This is a genomic window from Paraburkholderia sp. SUR17, assembly GCF_029536165.1.
Classification (GTDB): Bacteria; Pseudomonadota; Gammaproteobacteria; order Burkholderiales; family Burkholderiaceae; genus Paraburkholderia; species Paraburkholderia kururiensis.
The window spans coordinates 807,198-826,738 of sequence record NZ_CP120508.1 but is presented as its reverse complement, the minus strand read 5'-3'; the positions used below and the strand labels follow the sequence as shown (position 1 = coordinate 826,738).

General features: G+C 67.0%; 18 protein-coding genes. 14 read left to right on the top strand and 4 right to left on the bottom strand.

The features are described 5' to 3' along the window. Position 1: 1 nt before the first annotated feature. From urtC to ureG, 11 genes are all read left to right on the top strand, one after another. Positions 2 to 1,225: an urea ABC transporter permease subunit UrtC gene (gene urtC / locus P2869_RS03720; RefSeq protein WP_277597507.1), complete on the top strand. Its 1,224-nt coding sequence runs from the start codon at positions 2 to 4 to the stop codon at positions 1,223 to 1,225. After that, complete coding sequence (gene urtD / locus P2869_RS03715) at positions 1,222 to 2,085, top strand: urea ABC transporter ATP-binding protein UrtD (protein WP_017773128.1); 864 nt, start codon at positions 1,222 to 1,224, stop codon at positions 2,083 to 2,085. Before urtC ends, urtD begins: the two co-directional genes overlap by 4 nt. A gap of 99 nt (positions 2,086 to 2,184) precedes the next feature. Further along, positions 2,185 to 2,877, top strand: a complete 693-nt coding sequence (gene urtE, locus P2869_RS03710) for an urea ABC transporter ATP-binding subunit UrtE (protein WP_017773126.1) — start codon at positions 2,185 to 2,187, stop codon at positions 2,875 to 2,877. 297 nt (positions 2,878 to 3,174) lie between these two features. Continuing rightward, positions 3,175 to 4,089 carry an urease accessory protein UreD gene (locus P2869_RS03705; protein WP_277597506.1) on the top strand — a complete coding sequence of 305 codons (915 nt, stop codon included), beginning with the start codon at positions 3,175 to 3,177 and terminating at the stop codon, positions 4,087 to 4,089. Between the two features lie 440 nt (positions 4,090 to 4,529). Beyond that, positions 4,530 to 5,447 carry a transporter substrate-binding domain-containing protein gene (locus P2869_RS03700; RefSeq protein ID WP_277597505.1) on the top strand — a complete coding sequence of 306 codons (918 nt, stop codon included), beginning with the start codon at positions 4,530 to 4,532 and terminating at the stop codon, positions 5,445 to 5,447. A gap of 172 nt (positions 5,448 to 5,619) precedes the next feature. Beyond that, positions 5,620 to 5,922 carry an urease subunit gamma gene (gene ureA / locus P2869_RS03695; RefSeq protein WP_017773123.1) on the top strand — a complete coding sequence of 101 codons (303 nt, stop codon included), beginning with the start codon at positions 5,620 to 5,622 and terminating at the stop codon, positions 5,920 to 5,922. A gap of 49 nt (positions 5,923 to 5,971) precedes the next feature. Further along, positions 5,972 to 6,277: an urease subunit beta gene (locus P2869_RS03690; protein ID WP_126877788.1), complete on the top strand. Its 306-nt coding sequence runs from the start codon at positions 5,972 to 5,974 to the stop codon at positions 6,275 to 6,277. 154 nt (positions 6,278 to 6,431) lie between these two features. Then, positions 6,432 to 8,138: an urease subunit alpha gene (ureC, locus tag P2869_RS03685; RefSeq protein ID WP_277597504.1), complete on the top strand. Its 1,707-nt coding sequence runs from the start codon at positions 6,432 to 6,434 to the stop codon at positions 8,136 to 8,138. Between the two features lies 1 nt (position 8,139). Next, positions 8,140 to 8,916 carry an urease accessory protein UreE gene (ureE, locus tag P2869_RS03680; RefSeq protein ID WP_277597503.1) on the top strand — a complete coding sequence of 259 codons (777 nt, stop codon included), beginning with the start codon at positions 8,140 to 8,142 and terminating at the stop codon, positions 8,914 to 8,916. Continuing rightward, complete coding sequence (locus P2869_RS03675; RefSeq protein ID WP_277598048.1) at positions 8,903 to 9,583, top strand: urease accessory UreF family protein; 681 nt, start codon at positions 8,903 to 8,905, stop codon at positions 9,581 to 9,583. The genes ureE and P2869_RS03675 overlap by 14 nt, the downstream gene beginning before the upstream one ends. Before the next feature lie 88 nt (positions 9,584 to 9,671). Beyond that, positions 9,672 to 10,352 (top strand): urease accessory protein UreG, encoded by a 681-nt coding sequence (gene ureG / locus P2869_RS03670; protein WP_026121111.1) that lies wholly within the window; start codon positions 9,672 to 9,674, stop codon positions 10,350 to 10,352. A gap of 59 nt (positions 10,353 to 10,411) precedes the next feature. Here ureG and waaA read toward each other — a convergent pair whose 3' ends face one another. The 4 genes from waaA to P2869_RS03650 form a co-directional block, all read right to left on the bottom strand. Further along, positions 10,412 to 11,752 (bottom strand): lipid IV(A) 3-deoxy-D-manno-octulosonic acid transferase, encoded by a 1,341-nt coding sequence (gene waaA / locus P2869_RS03665; protein WP_277597502.1) that lies wholly within the window; start codon positions 11,750 to 11,752, stop codon positions 10,412 to 10,414. 166 nt (positions 11,753 to 11,918) lie between these two features. After that, complete coding sequence (locus P2869_RS03660) at positions 11,919 to 12,803, bottom strand: Kdo hydroxylase family protein (RefSeq protein ID WP_277597501.1); 885 nt, start codon at positions 12,801 to 12,803, stop codon at positions 11,919 to 11,921. A gap of 93 nt (positions 12,804 to 12,896) precedes the next feature. Continuing rightward, positions 12,897 to 13,838 (bottom strand): lipopolysaccharide heptosyltransferase I, encoded by a 942-nt coding sequence (gene waaC / locus P2869_RS03655; RefSeq protein ID WP_233411762.1) that lies wholly within the window; start codon positions 13,836 to 13,838, stop codon positions 12,897 to 12,899. Positions 13,839 to 14,359: 521 nt separating this feature from the next. Beyond that, the gene (locus P2869_RS03650; protein ID WP_017773112.1) at positions 14,360 to 15,754 is read right to left on the bottom strand and encodes a phosphomannomutase/phosphoglucomutase; all 1,395 of its coding nucleotides are present in this window, start codon (positions 15,752 to 15,754) and stop codon (positions 14,360 to 14,362) included. Positions 15,755 to 16,051: 297 nt separating this feature from the next. Between P2869_RS03650 and P2869_RS03645 the strand changes: the two genes are divergently transcribed. The 3 genes from P2869_RS03645 (at position 16,052) to P2869_RS03635 (ending at position 19,535) form a co-directional block, all read left to right on the top strand. Beyond that, positions 16,052 to 17,314: an oligosaccharide flippase family protein gene (locus P2869_RS03645; protein ID WP_277597500.1), complete on the top strand. Its 1,263-nt coding sequence runs from the start codon at positions 16,052 to 16,054 to the stop codon at positions 17,312 to 17,314. After that, positions 17,311 to 18,147: a glycosyltransferase gene (locus tag P2869_RS03640; RefSeq protein WP_277597499.1), complete on the top strand. Its 837-nt coding sequence runs from the start codon at positions 17,311 to 17,313 to the stop codon at positions 18,145 to 18,147. The genes P2869_RS03645 and P2869_RS03640 overlap by 4 nt, the downstream gene beginning before the upstream one ends. A gap of 173 nt (positions 18,148 to 18,320) precedes the next feature. Further along, positions 18,321 to 19,535 carry a glycosyltransferase family 4 protein gene (locus tag P2869_RS03635; RefSeq protein WP_277597498.1) on the top strand — a complete coding sequence of 405 codons (1,215 nt, stop codon included), beginning with the start codon at positions 18,321 to 18,323 and terminating at the stop codon, positions 19,533 to 19,535. The last annotated feature ends 6 nt before the right edge of the window (positions 19,536 to 19,541 follow it).

Genomic DNA, 19,541 nt, shown 5'->3' with positions numbered 1-19,541 from the left:
CATGACGCTCGCCTCTTCTTCGAATGCCGCTTCGGGGGCCACTTCGGGGGCCACTTCCGGCACCGCCGGCACCGGTCTCGCAACGGCCACGGCAGGCGCCCAGCGCGCCCTTCAGCAAGGTTTCGCGCTCGGTCTTCCGCCGCGGCCCGCGCTGCTCTCGCGCGGCGCGTGGCTTGCGCTCATCGCGCTGATTCTCGCCGTGGGTATCGGCGTGCCCGTGAGCGCGCTCGTCATTCCCGAAACGAGCGCGCTGCACCTCTCCGCCTACGCGATGACGCTCGTGGGCAAGTTGATGTGCTATGCCATCGCGGCGCTCGCGCTCGATCTGGTCTGGGGCTACTGCGGCATTCTGAGCCTCGGCCACGGGCTCTTCTTCGCGCTGGGCGGCTACGCCATCGGCATGTACCTGATGCGCGCCATCGGCCACGACGGCAAGTACGGCAGCGACCTGCCCGACTTCATGGTGTTTCTCGACTGGCACGCGCTGCCCTGGTACTGGCAGGGCACGCAGCATCTCGCGTATGCGCTGCTGCTCGTGGTGCTCGTGCCCGCCGTGGTGGCCTGGGTGTTCGGCTTCTTCACGTTCCGCTCGCGCGTGAAGGGCGTGTATCTCTCCATCATCACGCAGGCCATGACCTTCGCCGCGATGCTGCTCTTCTATCGCAACGAAACGGGCTTCGGCGGCAACAACGGCTTCACGGACTTCAAGCGCATCGCCGGTTTCCCGATCACGCATGCGGGCACGCGCACCGCGCTCTTCCTGATGACGTTCGCCGCGCTCGTGCTCGCGTTCATCGCGGCGCGCGCCATCGTCACCTCGAAGCTCGGGCGCGTGGTGACCGCCGTGCGCGACGGCGAAACGCGCCTCATGTTTCTCGGCTACAACCCGCTCGGCTACAAGCTCTTCGTGTGGACCTTCTCGGCCGTGCTGTGCGGCATTGCCGGCGCGCTTTACGTGCCGCAGGTGGGCATCATCAACCCGAGCGAGATGTCGCCGGGCAATTCCATCGAAATGGCGATCTGGGTCGCGGTGGGCGGACGCGGCACGCTGATCGGGCCGATCATCGGCGCCTTCGCCGTGAACGGCGCGAAGACCGTCTTCACGGCGTGGTTCGCGGAGTACTGGCTGTTCTTCCTCGGCGCGATCTTCGTGCTGGTGCCGCTCTTGCTGCCCAACGGCATCATGGGGCTCATCGACATGGCCGCACGGAGGGTGCGCAAATGAACGAGAACGCCATGACGCCCGACCTCACCCACCCGGACGAACACGACGTGCTCACGCTCTCGGGCGAGGCTGGCTTGGGCCACGCCGTCACGCCCGGCGAAATCGACGTCTCGCACGGCACCATTCTCTATCTCGAAGACGTGACGGTGAGCTTCGACGGCTTTCGCGCGCTCAACGCGCTCTCGCTTTCCATCGACGCGGGCGAGCTGCGCTGCGTGATTGGCCCGAACGGCGCGGGCAAGACCACGATGATGGACGTCATCACGGGCAAGACGCGCCCCGACGCGGGCAAGGTGTTCCTCGGCCAGACCATCGACCTCACGCGCCTGAACGAACCCGCCATCGCGCGTTCGGGCATCGGCCGCAAGTTCCAGAAGCCCACGGTGTTCGAGCAGCACCCCGTGTGGGAAAACCTCGAGCTCGCGATGAAGACGGACAAGCGCTGGTGGGCGTCGCTGCGCGCGCGGCTCGATCGCGCGGCGCAGGCGCGCATCGAAGAGACGCTCGAAGTGATCCGGCTCGAAAACGAGGCCATGCGGCTCGCGGGCGAGCTTTCGCACGGCCAGAAACAGCGGCTCGAAATCGGCATGCTGCTGATGCAACAGCCCGCGCTGCTGCTGCTCGACGAACCCGCGGCCGGCATGACCGACGACGAAACCATGGAACTCGCGGCGCTGCTGAACCGCCTGCGCGGCAGTTGCTCGATGATGGTGGTCGAGCACGACATGGAGTTCGTCGCCGCACTTGCCGGCGACAAAGGCCGTGTGACGGTGATGGCCGAAGGCCGCGTGCTCGCGCAGGGCACGCTCGATGAAGTGAAGCGCGACGAAACCGTGATCGAGTCGTACCTGGGGCGCTAGAGGCACCGACCTTCGCCGATCTCGTTCACCTCCACCCGCACGGTCCGCACAGAGACGATCAAGCCACCGTCAAGCAACCATCGAGTCACCATCGAGCCCATGCTGAAAGTCCAGACCCTCAACCAGTATTACGGCGGCAGCCACATCCTGCGCGACGTGAACCTCACCGTGCCTGAAGGCAAGCTCACGGTGCTGCTGGGCCGCAACGGCGTGGGCAAGACCACGCTGCTGCGCTGCCTGATGGGCGTGGTGCAGCCTCGCAGCGGCACCATCGAATGGCGCGAGCAAGCCATCACGAAGCTGCCGCCGCATGCGCGCGTGGCGCAGGGCATCGCCTACGTGCCACAAGGGCGCGACATCTTTCCACGGCTCACCGTCGAGGAAAATCTGCTGATCGGCGCGGCCAGCAAGAAGGCGCCGAAAAAGATTCCGGACAGCATCTACGAACTCTTTCCCGTGCTGAAGGACATGCGCGCGCGCCGCGGCGGCGACCTGTCGGGCGGCCAGCAGCAGCAACTCGCGATTGGCCGCGCGCTGATGAGCGAGCCGCAACTGCTGATTCTCGACGAGCCCACCGAGGGCATTCAGCCATCGATCATCCAGGACATCGGACGCACGCTGCGCCACCTCGTGGAAGAGATGCGCATGACGGTGCTGCTCGTCGAGCAGTACTACGACTTCGCGAAGGCCATTGCGGACCACTACTGGGTGATGAGCCGCGGCGAGATCGTGGCGGGCGGCGAAGGCGCGAACATGGATGCGGACGGGGTGCGGGCGATGATCGCGGTTTAGGCCTGCGGGCGGACTCCGAATCCAGTCTGAAGCCGGGTCTGGGTCTGGGTCTGGGTCTGGGTCCGCATCGCGCTTTGCCTGCGACGGACACGCGCCGATGCGAGCAAAGCCGGAGCGGCTGCGTGCTATGCTCGGCCACCGTTGCGCCAGCCGCGGCTCGCGGTGTCACGACGGGACGTGATCGGCCGCCGGCCACGAGCGGTGCATCGAACCGAACTGCGCATCGCAGCACATCGCATCCCGGCGCACAATCGGGCACGCAACCTACGCACCTCCACGCATCCAAGCATTCCACGCATGTCGCTTCACGAAGATCACATCGCGCTTGCGCAGCCATCCGCCGCGAGTCGCCGCGAATGGCAGGCGCGCCTCGAACTCGGCTTCGCGCGGCAGGGTGCGCGCACGGCGCTCACGCATCGGTTGCATGAAGGCCCGCTGCGCGTGCAGCGTCCGCTTTATCCCGAAGGTGATGCGATCTGCCACGCCGTGATCGTGCATCCGCCGGCGGGCATTGCGGGCGGCGACACGCTCGACATCGGCATCACGCTCGACGCCGGCACACACGCCGTGCTGACCACGCCGGGCGCGACCAAGTGGTACAAGTCGAACGGACGCCGCGCGCGCCAGCGCATCGCAATCGACGTGGGCGCGCATGCGAAGCTCGACTGGCTGCCGCAGAACAACCTTGTGTTCGACCACGCGCACGCGGAACTCGACTTCACGCTGACGCTCGCGAGCGGCGCCACCGCCATCGGCTGGGACGCCACGCAGTTGGGCCGCCAGGCTGCGGGCGAGCGCTGGTCGCAGGGCTCGTTGCAGGCCGTTTCGCGCATCGTGGCGCGCAGTGCCGCGGCAGCACCGTCCGCTCAACCGGCGCAAGACCCGCTTCTGTGGTTCGAGCGCGCCCGGCTCACTGCGGATGACGCGCTGCGCGATGCGCCGCAGGGCCTCGCCGGCTACCCGGCTTACGGAACGCTGTGGGCTGCGGGCCCCGCATGCGACGACGCGCTCGCGGAGTCGCTGACCGCCCGGCTTCCCTTCGACGACGCGTTGCGCGCCGGCGCATCGTGCATCTGTCCTGGCGTGCTGGTGGTGCGGGCGGTGGCGCGATCGATGGAAACGCTTCAGCACGCGCTGATCGACTGCTGGATGCAACTGCGGCCCGTCGTGCACGGCGTGGACGCCCGGCCGCTGCGGCTCTGGACGACGTAGCGTCCGTTCGGGCCGCGTTCGATAGCCGTGTTCGATGGCCGTGTTTTACGGTCGCGTTCACGGGCACACTCGTTGTCAGTACCAGTCGGCCGCACTCGACGTAGCACTCGACGTCGCACATAACGCCGCATTCCGCGCCGCACTCGCTGGCGCATGGGTTCGCCGTGCGGCCCGCGTTCATGGCACCGCCTACGCACCACGTTCGAACATCGCATCGCCCAACGCGCGCCATAGCGGTGCACAAAGCTGCGTATCGATCTGCGCAGGCACCGCCGCAACACGTTTGGCATATCCCTTGCTCTTGATCGTGCCTCGCCGCGCCCGCTGCCTGGGTGGTCCGCGCCATCGCATCACGTTCGCGTGCCTGTGCTGAACCGGTCGCCCACCACGGCACGCGGCGAAAAGAAACCACACGTTGCCCCGCTGGAGACCTCCCGCTCATGAATCACCTCGCTGCCCGTCTTGCCACCCGCTTCGCCACCCGCTTTGCCGCCGCGCTTTCCACCTCTCTTGCTACGTCTCTTTCCATCGCTCCTGCCACTCGTCACGCAGCCCGCGCGTTTCGTCCCGTGCGTCGCGCCGCGCTCGCCGCCGCGCTGGCCGCACCGCTCACCACGCTGATCGCGCTCGTGCCGCAAGCCGCTCACGCCGATGCGCTCGACAGCATCGCCAAGGCCGGCGTGCTGAAAGTCGCCGTGCCCGAGGACTACCCGCCGTTCGGCTCGGTCGGGCCCGACATGCAACCGCAGGGCTACGACATCGACACGGCCGCGCTGCTCGCCAAAGCCATGAACGTGAAGCTGCAACTCGTGCCCGTGAACAGCGCGAACCGCATTCCGTATCTGCAGACGGGCAAGGTGGATCTCGTCATCTCGTCGCTTGGCAAGACACCGGACCGCGAGAAGGTGATCGACTTTTCCGCGGCCTACGCGCCGTACTACCAGGGCGTGTTCGGCCCGGCCGACATCAAGGTGACGGGTCCCGCCGACCTCACCGGCAAGACCGTGGGCGCTACGCGCGGCGCGCTCGAAGAGATCGCCCTTTCGCAGATGGCGCCGAACGCCACCATCAAGCGCTTCGAGGACAACAACGCGACCATCGCCGCGTTCCTCTCGGGCCAGGTGCAACTGATCGCAGCGGGCAACATCGTGGCCGCGTCGATTCTCGCGAAGAACCCGCCGCGCCGCCCGGAGCCGAAGTTCGTCATCAAGAACTCGCCGTGCTTCGTGGGCCTCAACAAGAACGAGCCGCGTCTGCTCGCGAAGGTCAACGGCGCACTGCAACAGGCCAAGCAGGACGGCCAGTTGAACGCGATGTCGAAGAAGTGGTTCGGTGCGCCCCTGCCGACCGACCTCTGATGCCGCATGGGCCCGCGCGGGTTCGTCCCGGGTTCGTCCTGGGTTGGTCCCGCCTCCCCGCGTCGATATGTTCAGCGCCGCACCTGCGTGAGATACTGGCGCGGGCCGCCACGGGCGGCCCGTGAGCCCTTCGTAAGGCTCACCTCGCCGCGAAACCACCACACACAAGCCGATGAAGCTCACTCCCCGCGAAAAGGACAAACTGCTGATCTTCACCGCCGCGCTGCTCGCCGAGCGGCGCCGCGCGCGCGGATTGAAACTGAACTATCCCGAAGCGGTCGCGTTCATCAGCGCGGCGCTGATGGAAGCCGCGCGCGACGGCAAGACCGTGGCCGAAGTCATGCACTACGGCACCACGCTGCTCACGCGCGACGACGTGATGGAAGGGGTGCCCGAGATGATCCCCGACATCCAGGTGGAAGCCACGTTCCCCGACGGCACGAAGCTCGTCACCGTGCACCATCCCATCCCCTGACGTCTGCCGGGCGCAGGCTTTCCCGAATTCTCCTCTTGAGGCACGCACCATGATTCCCGGCGAACTCATTGTCGAAGACGGCCAGATCGAACTGAACGCGGGCCGCGAGACGGTCACCGTCACGGTTTCGAACACGGGCGACCGGCCCGTGCAGATCGGTTCGCACTACCACTTCTACGAAGTGAACGCGGCGCTTTCGTTCGATCGCGAAGCGGCGCGCGGATTTCGCCTCAACATCGCGGCGGGCACGGCCGTGCGCTTCGAGCCGGGCCAGGAGCGCACCGTCGAACTCGTCGCGCTGGCGGGCGATCGCACCGTTTACGGCTTCAACGGCAAGGTGATGGGACCGCTGTAAGCGCACAGGCGGCCTGCGCGGCATGCAGGCTTGATGGCCAGGCTTCACGGCCAGACTTCGCTGCAACCCCGCGCGCCCTCCGTATGCGTCGGCTTCATCACCCGCCACTTCATTGGCAACGTCATCCGGCATCACCGATTCTTGCGGACCCACCATGACACTACGCATTGACCGCCGCGCCTACGCGGAAATGTTCGGCCCCACCACGGGCGACCGCGTGAGGCTCGCCGACACCGACCTCCTCATCGAGATCGAGCGCGACTACACCGTCTACGGCGACGAGGTGAAGTTCGGCGGCGGCAAGGTGATTCGCGACGGCATGGGCCAGTCGCAGCGCGTCGCGGCCGACGTCGTGGACACCGTCGTCACGAACGCCGTGATTCTCGATCACTGGGGCATCGTGAAGGCCGACATCGGCATCAAGAACGGCCGCGTCTTCGCTATCGGCAAGGCAGGCAATCCGGACATCCAGCCCGGCGTGACCATTCCGATCGGCGCGGCGACGGAGGTGATTGCGGGCGAAGGCATGATCGTGACCGCGGGCGGCATCGACACGCACATCCACTTCATCAGCCCGCAGCAGATCGACGAGGCGCTCGCAAGCGGCGTGACGACGATGATCGGTGGCGGCACGGGCCCCGCCACGGGCACCAACGCGACCACCTGCACGCCCGGCCCCTGGCACATGGAGCGCATGCTGCAGGCCGCGGACGGCTGGCCCATCAACCTGGGCTTTCTCGGCAAGGGCAACGTGAGCCAGCCCGCGCCCGCGACGGAGCAGATCGCGGCGGGCGCCATCGGTCTCAAGCTGCACGAGGACTGGGGCTCCACGCCCGCGGCCATCGACAACTGCCTTTCCGTGGCCGACGACACCGATACCCAGGTCGCCATTCACACCGACACACTAAACGAAGCAGGCTTCGTGGAAGCCACCATCGCCGCGTTCAAGGGCCGCACGATCCACACGTATCACACCGAAGGCGCGGGCGGCGGCCACGCGCCCGACATCATCAAGGTGTGCGGCGAAGCGAACGTGCTGCCCTCGTCCACGAACCCGACGCGCCCCTACACCATCAACACGCTCGACGAACACCTCGACATGCTGATGGTGTGCCACCACCTGGACCCGTCGATTGCCGAAGACATCGCGTTCGCCGAATCGCGCATTCGCCGCGAGACCATCGCGGCCGAAGACATCCTGCACGACCTGGGCGCACTGTCCATGCTCTCGTCGGACTCGCAGGCGATGGGCCGCGTGGGCGAGGTCATCATCCGCACGTGGCAGACGGCGCACAAGATGAAGGCGCAGCGCGGCGCGCTGCCCGAAGACAGCGGCCGCAACGACAACTTCCGCGCGAAGCGCTATGTCGCGAAGTACACGATCAACCCGGCGCTCACGCACGGCATTGCGCACGAGGTGGGCTCCATCGAGCCCGGCAAGTGGGCCGACCTCGTGTTCTGGGAGCCCGCGTTCTTCGGCATCAAGCCGGCGCTGATCCTCAAGGGCGGCATGATCGCGGTCGCGCAGATGGGCGACCCGAACGCCTCGATTCCCACGCCGCAGCCGGTCCACTATCGGGAGATGTTCGCGACGCGCGGCGGTGCGCTCGCGCGCACGTCGCTCACGTTCGTCTCGCAGCTGGCGGCCGACGCAGGCATCGGCGAGCGCTACGGGCTGCACAAGCGCATCGTGCCCGTGAAGAACTGCCGCAACGTCACGAAGGCGCAGATGATCCACAACGCGTGGCAACCGTCGATCAGCGTGGACCCGGAAACCTACGAGGTGATTGCCGACGGCCAGTTGCTCACCTGCGAGCCCGCCAAAGTGCTGCCCATGGCGCAACGCTATTTCCTGTTCTGACATGCGCACCCTCGACAAACGCCTTGCCCCGCATCTGAAGCTCGCGCCCGTACTCGTCAAGCGCGCGCCCACGCTCACGCTGCCCTACGACGCGCGCTGCAAAAGCCGCCTCGCCGCAACGCTCGACAACGGCGAAGAGGTGGCGCTCGTGCTGCCGCGCGGCACGGTACTCGCCGACGGCGACGTGCTGGTGGCCGACGACGGCGCACTCGTGCGCATCGTGGCCGCCGCGGAAGCCGTGCTGCTCGTGCGCGCCGCGGACACGCTGACGCTCACGCGCGCCGCGTATCACCTCGGCAACCGGCATACGCCCGTAGAAGTGGGCGCGGATTATCTGAAGCTCGAAGCGGACCCTGTGCTCGAAGACATGCTGCGGCGCCTGGGCGCCGCCGTGGAGCGCGCCACGCTGCCGTTCCAGCCCGAAGCGGGCGCGTATGGCGGCGGCCATCGGCATGGGCACGATGCGTCGTTCGCCGAGGACTACGCGCTCGCACAGCAGGTGTTTGGCGAGCATCATGGGCATGAGCATTCGCATGGCCATGATGATGCGCACGCTCATGACCATGCGCACGGCTCTGGCCACGGTCACTCGCACGACCACTCGCACAGCCACGACCACGACTGCGGTCACGACCATAGTCATGCGCACAAGCATGGCCACGCGTGCGGTCACGATCACAGCCATGCACAGGGCCACAGTCACGGTCACGCCGACCACGACCACGCGGACTGCGGCGATGCATGCCACGACCCGCACCACCACCATGCGCATCGCTGAACTCACGGCTCTGCTGCATCTCGCGTCGCCGGCGTTGCCGATCGGCGCGTTCAGCTACTCGCAGGGACTCGAAGCGGCCATCGAAGCCGGGCTCGTCACGGACGGCGACAGCGCCGGTAACTGGATCGCCGCGGGCCTCGCGAACGTGCTGGCGCCTGGCGAACTGCCGTTCGTCGCGCATCAGATGCAGCGCTGGCGCGACCACGACGCCGCGGCGCTCGCCGATGCGAACAGCGAGTTCCTTGCGAGCCGCGAGTCCGCGGAACTGCGTCGCGAGACCGAGCAGATGGGCTGGTCGCTGCGGCAGCTGTGTGCGTCGCTCGAATGGGGCGATGCAAAACGACGTGCCACGCTCGCGGCACTCGCGCCCATCGCCCAGCCCACGGCGTTCGCGTTTGCGGCCGTGGCACACGAGGCATCCGCCAACGCCGCGCTCGCCGCCTACGCGTTCAGTTGGGTCGAGAACCAGGCCGCCGCGGCACTCAAGGCCGTGCCGCTCGGTCAACTCGCAGGGCAACGCATCATCGTCGCCCTGCGCGAACCGATCGAAGCCGCCGTCGCGCGAGCGCTCGCCACCGCCGCCGACGAAATCAACACCTTCGCGCCGCAACTCGGCGTGCTCTCGGCGCGACACGAATCGCAGTATTCGCGGCTGTTCCGCTCGTGAGCGTCCGCATCACAAGCCTGCGTTGCTATCTCGCTTCTCACGTCTGCTTCTCAAGTCCGCTTTTCACGCCAGACTCGCACTCACCACCATGAACGCACCTCACCACTCCTCACCGCACCCCGTGCAACCCGCATCGAGCGGCGCCGCACGCCGCACGAAGAAGCTGCCGCCGCTGCGCGTCGGCGTGGGCGGCCCGGTCGGCTCCGGCAAGACCACGCTGCTCGAAATGCTCTGCAAGGCGATGCGCGAACGCTACGACCTCGTCGCCATCACCAACGACATCTACACGAAGGAAGACCAGCGCCTGCTCACGGTGGCGGGCGCGTTGCCGGCCGAACGCATCATGGGCGTGGAAACGGGCGGCTGCCCGCATACGGCGATCCGCGAAGACGCGTCGATCAATCTGGAAGCCGTGGACCGCATGCTCGCGCGCTTTCCCGATGCCGACATCGTGTTCATCGAGTCTGGCGGCGACAACCTCGCGGCCACCTTCAGCCCCGAGCTGTCCGACCTCACGATCTACGTGATCGACGTGGCGGGCGGCGAAAAAATTCCGCGCAAGGGCGGCCCCGGCATCACGAAGTCGGACCTGCTCGTCATCAACAAGACCGACCTCGCGCCGCTGGTGGGCGCGAACCTCGACGTGATGGCGTCGGACGCGAAGAAGATGCGCGGCGAGCGGCCGTTCGTGATGTGCAACCTGAAAGCGCTGACGGGGCTCGACGAGGTGATCCGGTTCATCGAGAAGAAAGGGTTGCTGGTGGGGTGAGGGCGAAGCGCACGTGCGATAGCGGCTGCGGCACTCGCGCACGCGCCTGGGCAAACGCCTCACGGCATGGGGTGAGCAGTCTCTCCCGATACCTCCGGCAACAACGTCGTCAACACCTCGACCGTGCGCGCCGTCGCCCCGCGATGACGTGCCGCGAAGGCCGAGGCCGCAGCGCCCATCGCCGTGCGGCGCGGGCGGTCCTTGAACAGCTCGCGCAGCGCCCTCGCGAGGTCTTCCGGGTCCGCTACCTGCAATGCCGCGCCGGTCGCCACGGCATCGGCCGTGGCCTGCGAAAAGTTGAAGACGTGCGGGCCGATCAGCACCGGCACGCCGATCGCGCAAGCCTCGATCAGGTTCTGCCCGCCGAACGGCAACAAGCTCCCGCCGATGAACGCGATATCCGCCGCCGCGTAGTACGCGCCCATCTCGCCCATCGAATCGCCCAGCACGACGCTGACGTCCGCCGGTAACGGCGGCACGTCCGTGCTCGCCGCCGCGGCTGCCGCGGCCGGCGCCCAGGCCGAGCGGCGCACCGCACGCAGGCCCTTGCGCTCCACGAGCGCCGCGACCTCGTCGAAACGTTGCGGATGACGCGGCACGAGAATCAGCACGGCGTCGTCGATACCAAGTGCCGCGAGCGCCGCGAACGCCTGCAGCACGAGTTCTTCCTCGCCTTCGCGCGTACTCGCCGCCACCCACACCGGCCGCGGCCCGATCGCCTTGCGCCATGCGTGACCACGCGCCGCAAGCTCGGGCGGCGTCGCCATGTCGAACTTCAGATTGCCGAGCACGGCCATGTTGCGCGCGCCAAGCGAGGAGAGCCGCTCGGCATCCGACGGGCTTTGCGCGAGCACGCGCGAAAAACCGCCGAATACCTCGCGCGTGGCGCGGCCGAACTTCGCGGCGCGCCGGTACGAACGCTCCGACATCCGCGCATTCGTGAGCACGAGCGGCACGTCGGCGCGGCGGCATTCGTCGATCAGCGTAGGCCACACTTCGGTCTCCATGACGAGTCCGAGCGAAGGACGCCATGCGCGCAGAAAACGCCGCACCGCGTGCGGCATGTCGTAGGGCAGATAGCAGCGCAGCACGCGGCCGTCGAAGATGCGCTCGCCGGTGGCGCGGCCGCTCGGCGTCATGTGCGTGAGCAGAATGCGCGCGTCGGGGCGCGCATGCATGAGCGCTTCCACCAGTGGTTGCGCGGCGCGCGTCTCGCCCACGGAAACGGCATGCACCCAGATGAGCGGCGCGTCGTCCTCGGGCACGCGGCCCGCGCCGTAGCCGAAACGTTCGGCAATGTGTTCGCGGTAGCCGCGCTCGCGACGCGAGCGCACCAGCAGACGCAGCACCGCGATGGGCGCGATGAGCCACCAGGCCGCGCGATAGATGGCCCTCAGCACTGCGCCTCCGCGGGCATCGAGGCATGCATCGTGCGCCCGGCGAAGAAGACGGCTAGCACACGCACGCGCGTGCCGCTTGCGGTAAAGGCGCACACCGCGCTCGCCGCGCAGGCGGCGAGTGCGGCGCCGAAACGCCACCGACGCGGCTGCGCCAAAGAGGTCGCGCTCAAACCAGCGCCCTGCCCTTCAGGCGTTCGAGAATGCCAAGCGGCGCCCATTCCGGCTGCACCATCGCCTTCACGGGCAGGAAGAACGTCTGCTCGAGCATGAACTGGCCGGACATCACCGCGTGCGAGGCCTGGTCCGAGAAGCAGATCCACACGCAGCCCGGCGGGAACGGCATGGTCTCCTGCGGGCTTGTCTTCTGGTAGTCGAGGTCGGCCTTCATGCTGTCGTGCAGATTCAGCATCAGGTGGTCGTACTCGCTGCGCGGCGACTTCGTGATGTGCAGCAGGTTCAGGAGCCACGCCGAGCCCGGCCATTGCGGCCGGATCGTGGGCAAGAAGCGCTTCGCCATGTCTTCGAAGGGCTCGCCCACGCGCCACACGCGCGGCACGCCGTTCGGGTTCACGTTCGTGAAGACGCGCAGAATGCGCTCGCCGTAATTCGGCCGCGACGGGAACGCGTCCACGTGCAGGCGGCTGTCGTCCTTGCGCCATGAGGTCTGGCGCGTTTCCACCTGATGCAGGCGCAGGCTCGTAGGCGCCACGCGCAGCTTGCCGCCGTATTCGGGAAAGAGGCCGTCCACGAGCTTGCGCGCATTCGACTGATAGCGCGCCACGAGCGCGCGCACCGCCGACTGCGTGACCGTATCGCCCAGCACGCCGTGCAGCGCGCCGCCGTTCGGCTCGAGGCTGATGTTCTTGCGCTTGGGGTCGGCGATCGAGGGGTCGAGCAGCGCGCGCTCGCCGTTTTCGATGGCGAAACGCAGGTTCGGGAAGTACAGCACCTTGCCCTGCTCCACGCCTTCGAGCAGCGTTTCGCGCGGCACCGAAAGGTTCTGTCCGTTCCAGTCCGCGGACGCAACTTCGATAATCTGGGATTCGTTCATGGTTGCCCTTCAAAGCAAGGCGGCGACCGGCATTCGAGATGGCTCCGGGTAGCGCTGCCGTGGTGTGGCCGCACGTTGTTGCGTGCGGCGCAGTTACAGCAGTCCGAAACCGGCGAGCGCTGCCTTCACTTCCTGCAGCGTCGGCGGTCGCCCTGCCGTACCGAGATTCACGACATTGGGCGACCAGTAGCCGCCCGTGCGCCAGGCGGTCGCGAAATTGTACAACTCGACCGTTGGCCGCTTCAGCGCTGCGGCAATGTGCACGAGGCCGGTGTCCACGCCCACCGTCGCGGCGGCGCCGTCGATCAGGCCCACCACCGCGGGCAACGAAAGCTTCGGCGGCACGATGGCCGCGGCGCCGAACGTCTGCGCGAGCCGCTCGCTCGTGGCCCGCTCGGCCTCGCTGCCCCAGGGCAGCACGAGCGACGCGCCGCGGCGCACCAGCGCCTGGCCCAGCTCGATCCACGACGCCTCGGGCCATTGCTTGTCCTCACGCGAGGTCGCATGCACGAACACGACGTAAGGAACGGGAAGGTTCAGACCAAGCTGGGCGACGGCGAGCGCCGCGCGCCGCGTGTCGAGGCCGAAGTCGATCTCGTCGGTGGGCTCGGGCTTCGGATCGCCCAGCGCCGCGGCCACGAGCTGGCGTGTGCGCTCCACGACGTGCGTGCGCGCTTCGATGGGCACGCGCTGGTCGTAGAAGAAGCGCACCGGCCATTCGTAGCCCGCGCCGTCCGTGCGATTGCCGAGACCGACCAGCGGACCGCGCGCCCAGCTCGCCACCCAGGCCGTCTTGATGAGCCCCTGGCAGTCGATCACGAGGTCGTACTTTTCAGCGGCCAGCGCGCGGCGAAACGCGCCAATCTCGCGCCAGTTCGCCGCGGACAACAGACGCTTGCGCCAGCGGCGCAGCGAAAACGGAATCGCACGGCGCACGCCGCTCACGAGCTGAACGAGATCGACGAAGCTCTCTTCCACGAGCCAGTCGACCTGCGCACCGGGATGGCGACGCAGGATGTCGGTTACGGCCGGCATGTTGTGCACGACGTCGCCCAGCGACGACACGCGCACGATCAATATCTTTTGCGCACTCAAGGGGGTCCAGGGAATTGAAGGCGGCGCTCTTGCCGCCCATGCCAAACGGATAAGGTCCGCAATTTTATCGCGCCAGGGCGCCGGCGCCCCGGAATACCGCAAGAAGCGGCCTTGGCCGGGCGGCGCTTCTTCCGGTTTCTTCTGATCGAGGTCAACGGGAGGCAGCGTGCAAGCAATGGCAAGGAATGGCCAAAAGGCCGATGGCGGGTCTCTTCTCGCCATGGCTCATTGCAGGCACGGGGATGGGTTACAGCACGTCGCCGGGCTAGCACGACGTGAGCGTGTTTGCGTGGCTCAAGGTTCCGTTCGAGCCGAGAGGACATTTGCGAGCCGCGGACCTCTTCACGCCGCGCGGCTTTTAGCGGCGGCCTTAAAGATCAGTTCGGCGAACCGTTGCGCGCCCCGCCCACAACAGCGAGGCGCGCAAGGCTAAAGCGATAGATCGCGAGAGCGAAAGCGCGTCAGAACGGCAGCTTCGCGTCGGGCTTCTCGGCGAGAATCACGCGCCGGAAGTCGTCCTGAATGCGCGCGAGCGCCGCGTCGCTGTCGGCCTCGAAGCGCATCACCACCACGGGCGTGGTGTTCGACGAACGCGCCAGACCGAAGCCGTCGGGATACTCGACGCGCAGGCCGTCGATGGTGATCACGTCGTCGGCGCCCGTGAACTTCGCGTTCTTTTGCAGCTTCGCGATGAGTTCGAAGTTCTCGCCTTCTTCCAGCTTCAGTTGCAGTTCCGGCGTGGAGTGCGAGTTCGGCAGCGCGTTGAGCAGCGCGCTCGGGTCCGCCACGCGCGCCAGAATTTCGAGCAGACGCGCGCCCGTGTACAGGCCGTCGTCGAAGCCGTACCAGCGGTCCTTGAAGAACACGTGGCCGCTCATTTCGCCCGCGAGCGGTGCGCCCGTCTCGCGCAGCTTCGCCTTCACGAGCGAGTGGCCCGTCTTCCACATGAGCGGCTCGCCGCCCTTTGCGCGCACCCACTTCGCGAGATTGCGCGTGCACTTCACGTCGTAGATGATCTGCGCGCCCTTGTTGCGCGAGAGCACTTCTTCCGCGAACAGCATCAGCTGGCGGTCCGGATAGATGATCTGGCCATCTTTCGTGACCACGCCGAGACGGTCGCCGTCGCCGTCGAACGCGAAGCCGATCTCGGCGTCCGTTTCCTTCAGCGCGCGAATCACGTCTTGCAGGTTTTCGGGGTGTGCCGGGTCCGGATGGTGGTTCGGGAAGTTGCCGTCGATCTCGGTAAAGAGTTCGACCAGCTCGCAGCCCAGCGCCTTGAAGAGGCGCGGCGCAAGGCCGCCCGCCACGCCGTTGCCCGTATCCACCACGAGCTTCATGGGGCGCGCGAGCTTCACGTCGCTCACGATGCGATCGATGTAGGCGTCGGCGATGTCGTAGTCCGCATAGCTGCCGCTGCCGCTCTCGAAGCGGCCGTCCACGATGCGCCGGTAGAGCGCCTGGATCTGCTCGCCGTAGATGGCCGCGCCGCGCAGGACCATCTTGAAGCCGTTGTAGTCGGGCGGATTGTGGCTGCCCGTCACGACGATGCACGAGTCCACGCGCCGTTCGCCGCCCGCGAGCGCCAGCGGCACGCTCGCCGCGAAATAGCCCACGGGCGTGGGCACCATGCCCACGTTCACCACATCCACGCCCGCAGCGCGCAATCCGTCGGAAAGCGCAGCAATGAGTTCGGGACCGGACAGACGGCCGTCGCGCGCGACCACCACCGCATCGCCGCCCTGGGCGCGCACTTCGCTGCCGAAGGCGCGGCCGATGGAACGGGCCGCGTCGGCGTCGAGCGTCTTGCCGATTACGCCGCGAATGTCGTAAGCCTTGAAGATGGATTGGGAAATCATGAATGAGCTCTCTTGTGCGATGGAAAATCGGAACTGCGCGTGCAATGCACACGGCTTCAACCCTGCGTGAATCCCTTGGCCTTCCCGTTGCGCCCTGCCCGGAGGCGGATCAGTTCCAACTTATAATGGCGGCTTTTCGATAAGCCGGCTCATGGTTCCCGCCATTTTAAATGCTTAGACGCCTTTGTCCCATAAAGTTGCTGCACCGCACGACCGGCCGGTCCCACGGTCCGATGCGTGCCGCGCAGATCCAGCGGGCCGCCGGCGCCTTATGCATGAAGTCACGCGCATGAAGTCATGCTGAAGGTGAGAGGCTTCGCGAATCCCGACGTCGCGCGCGCATTCGCCAACATCGTCTGGCTCGGGCTTGAACGCGTCACGCAGATCGCCGTGGCGATCGTCATCAGCGGTGTGCTGGCCCGCTATTTCGGGCCCGACGTATTCGGCAAGTGGCAGTACGCCAACACGCTGCTGCTCGTGCTCGCGCCCCTTACCTGGGTGTGCGGCGCCGAAATTCTCGTGCCCACCATCGTGGCTCGCCCGCCCGCGCAACTCGGTACCGTTATTGGCAGCGCGTTCGCACTGCGTCTGTCTGTTTCCGCACTTGCGCTCGTGCTCACGTGGGCCGGCATCGCGGCCGGCGCGACAGACCCGCTCGTTGGCGCCATGCTCGCGGGCCTCGCCGTGACGATGCTGTTTCGCGAGCCGTTCATCGGCGTCATCAACGCGTGGCTGCAGAGCATGACGTTCAGCCGTCCGCAGCTTCTCGCGAGCATGGTGACGGCCATCGCGAAAGCCGCCCTCGTCTGGCTGCTGGTGCGCATGGCCGCCGAACCGTCGCGCTTCGGCTGGCTCTGGGCGCTCGAATCCGCTGCGATCGGCGCGGTGCTGCTCGTCTACTATCGCTACCGCCACGGCGGCCAGCTCGGCTGGCACCTCGATCGTGGGCTCTTTCGCCATTTCGCGACGGCGGGCACGGTGTTCTGGCTCGGCTTGATCTGCATGTATCTGTTCCTGAAGCTCGACCGGCTCATGCTGGAACGCGCCATTTCGTTCGCGGATCTGGGCCGTTACTCCGCCGCGCAGCAGTTGAACGAAAACTGGATCGCGCTCGCGCTGATGCTCGCGCAGACCATCGCGCCCGCGTTCGTCTATCGCGTGCAGGACGTCGGCCAGCTGCGCCGGAACATGTGGCGCCTGTTCGGCCTCACGGCCCTGCTGATGCTTTCTGGCGCGCTCGTGCTGGATCTGCTCGCGGGCTTCATCATCTCGCACGTGTTCGGGCCGGGCTATGAAGAGGCCACGTCGATCTTCCGCTGGGCCGTGTGGCTTTCGGTGCCGGCCGGCATCGAGGCCATCGGCAATCTCGTCGTGCTCAAGTACCAGGCGAAATTCGTGCTGCTCGCCAAGTGGCTCCTCGCGCTCGCCGTGGCGTTCGCCGTGAACCTCGCCGCCATCGCGCGGTTCGGTGCTTACGGCGCGCTGCTCGGGCTTGCCGCGGGCTATCTCGCGGCGGCTTCGGTCAACTTCTACTACCTTCGCTTCAGGCTGCGCCCATGACGAACGCACGCGCGAACTCCACCGTGCCGGGCGCGCTCGACGACGTCGCCGTGCTCATGCCCGCCTTCAACGGCCAGGCCGACGTGGAACGCACGCTCGCCTCCTTCGCCGAAGACTCGCTCATCCACGTGCTGATCGTGGACGACGGCAGCACGCCGCCCATCGTCGCGCCGCAACGGCCGAGCCTGAACGTGGAGATTCTGCGTATGCCGCAGAACGGCGGCATCGAGCGCGCGCTGAAGGCGGGCATCGACGCGCTCGCCGCGCGCGGCTTTCGCTACGCCGCCCGCATCGACGCGGGCGACCTCACGGTGCCGGGCCGGCTCGCGAAGCAACGCGCCTACATGGAAGCGCACGCCGGCGTCGCGGCGCTCGGCATGTGGGCTCAGGTGGTGACGCGCAACGGCGACCCGCTCTTCATGCTGAGTCCGCCTGCCGACCCGGCCGCGATTCGTCGCCTGCGCTTCGTGCGCTCGCCTTTCGTGCATCCGTCGATGATGCTGCGCATCGATGCGGTGCAGGCCGTGGGCAACTATCGCGCGGCCTATCGCGCGGCCGAAGACCTCGATCTGTTCCTGCGGCTCATGGACCGCTACGACTGCGCGAACCTGCCCGAACAGGGCCTCTTCTACGAGATCAACGAAGGCGGCATCAGCGCAACGAAACGGCGGCGGCAGATCGTCTCCACGCTCAAGCTGCAACTGCGCTACTTCAACGTCGCCAATCCGTACGACTGGCTTGGCCTCGCAAAGAACCTGTTGCACTTCGTTACACCGTACGGGCTGCTGCAACGGATGAAGCGTGTACTGTATGCTCCGCGCGCGGGCGGCTGAGCCGGCATGGCGCCTCGCCAGCCTTGGGGGCTTGCCGGCAATTCATTGGCGGTCCATTGGCGGTTCATTGGCGGCCCCTTTGCAGCCCATCTGCACCCCACGATTTTTTTCTGCTTTTTTTCCCGCGCATTTTGTGCGTTCTTTCGTGCATCAGTCCGTGGATTCACTTCTGCATGAAACCTGCTTCTGACTCTTCGACGGCAACGCATGCGTCCGGCAGCACGTCGGGCCGCCCAGCGGGCACCCACGAGCACGCAGCCGCGGCAAAGCTCCGTATCGCGCTCGTCTGCAACACGGCGTGGGCCATCTACACGTACCGGCAAGGGCTGATCCGCACGCTCGTGGCGGCCGGCGTCGAAGTCGTCGTGCTCGCGCCGCGCGACCGCACCTTCGAGCCGCTCGCCGCCATGGGCTGCCGCTGCATCGAGTTGCCGGTGGCCTCGAAGGGCACCAATCCGCTCCACGACCTGCGCACGCTCGCGGCGCTGTATCGCCATTACCGGACCATTCGGCCCAACGTCGTGTTCCATTACACGATCAAGCCAAATATCTATGGTTCAATCGCGGCGAAGCTGGCGGGCGTGCCGTCGGTGGCCGTCACGACGGGGCTTGGCTACGTCTTCATCCAGGAGAGCCGCGCCGCGCAGATTGCGCGCAGGCTCTACCGCTTCGCGTTCCGCTTTCCGCGCGAGGTGTGGTTCCTGAACCGCGACGACAAGGCCGCGTTCGTTGAACGCAACCTGCTCGTGCATCCCGAGCGCGCGCGGCTGTTGCACGGCGAAGGCGTGGACCTCGACCAGTTCGCGTTCACGCCGCTCGCCGCGCGCGACGACTTCGTGTTCGTGCTGATCGGGCGGCTGCTCTGGGACAAGGGCGTGGGCGAGTACGTGGAAGCCGCGCGGCAGTTGAAGGCGCGCTATCCGCATGCGCGCTTCCAGCTGCTAGGGCCGGCGGGCGTGGATAACCCCAGCGCCATCACGCACGACGAAGTGGCGGCGTGGCAGCGCGAAGGCGTGATCGAATACCTGGGCGAAGCGCACGACGTGCGCCCCTTCATCGCCGCCGCCGACTGCGTGGTGCTGCCTTCGTATCGCGAAGGCGTGCCGCGCACGCTGATGGAAGCGGGTGCGATGGGCAGGCCCATCGTGGCGACAGACGTGCCGGGCTGCCGTGAAGTGGTGGCCGAAGGCGTCAACGGATTCCTGTGCGAGGCGCGCAGCGCGGCGAGCCTCGCCACGCGGCTCGCGCAGATGATCGAACTCGACATCGACGCGCGCCGCGCGATGGGCGAACGCGGCCGGCAGAAAGTCGCGGCGGAATTCGACGAACGCGTGGTCGTCGAACGATACAAAGACCTGGTGCGTCAACTCACGGGCGTTTCACTCTAACTGGAG

Coding starts and splice junctions, on each gene's coding strand:
- P2869_RS03660 (WP_277597501.1), bottom strand. CDS start 12,803: ATGAACGAATCCCAGATTATCGAAGTTGCGTCCGCGGACTGGAACGGA.
- ureA (WP_017773123.1), top strand. CDS start 5,620: ATGAAGCTCACTCCCCGCGAAAAGGACAAACTGCTGATCTTCACCGCC.
- ureE (WP_277597503.1), top strand. CDS start 8,140: ATGCGCACCCTCGACAAACGCCTTGCCCCGCATCTGAAGCTCGCGCCC.
- P2869_RS03635 (WP_277597498.1), top strand. CDS start 18,321: ATGAAACCTGCTTCTGACTCTTCGACGGCAACGCATGCGTCCGGCAGC.
- urtD (WP_017773128.1), top strand. CDS start 1,222: ATGAACGAGAACGCCATGACGCCCGACCTCACCCACCCGGACGAACAC.
- P2869_RS03650 (WP_017773112.1), bottom strand. CDS start 15,754: ATGATTTCCCAATCCATCTTCAAGGCTTACGACATTCGCGGCGTAATC.
- ureC (WP_277597504.1), top strand. CDS start 6,432: ATGACACTACGCATTGACCGCCGCGCCTACGCGGAAATGTTCGGCCCC.
- P2869_RS03700 (WP_277597505.1), top strand. CDS start 4,530: ATGAATCACCTCGCTGCCCGTCTTGCCACCCGCTTCGCCACCCGCTTT.
- P2869_RS03675 (WP_277598048.1), top strand. CDS start 8,903: ATGCGCATCGCTGAACTCACGGCTCTGCTGCATCTCGCGTCGCCGGCG.
- P2869_RS03705 (WP_277597506.1), top strand. CDS start 3,175: ATGTCGCTTCACGAAGATCACATCGCGCTTGCGCAGCCATCCGCCGCG.
- ureG (WP_026121111.1), top strand. CDS start 9,672: ATGAACGCACCTCACCACTCCTCACCGCACCCCGTGCAACCCGCATCG.
- urtC (WP_277597507.1), top strand. CDS start 2: ATGACGCTCGCCTCTTCTTCGAATGCCGCTTCGGGGGCCACTTCGGGG.
- P2869_RS03640 (WP_277597499.1), top strand. CDS start 17,311: ATGACGAACGCACGCGCGAACTCCACCGTGCCGGGCGCGCTCGACGAC.
- P2869_RS03690 (WP_126877788.1), top strand. CDS start 5,972: ATGATTCCCGGCGAACTCATTGTCGAAGACGGCCAGATCGAACTGAAC.
- P2869_RS03645 (WP_277597500.1), top strand. CDS start 16,052: ATGCTGAAGGTGAGAGGCTTCGCGAATCCCGACGTCGCGCGCGCATTC.
- urtE (WP_017773126.1), top strand. CDS start 2,185: ATGCTGAAAGTCCAGACCCTCAACCAGTATTACGGCGGCAGCCACATC.
- waaC (WP_233411762.1), bottom strand. CDS start 13,838: ATGCCGGCCGTAACCGACATCCTGCGTCGCCATCCCGGTGCGCAGGTC.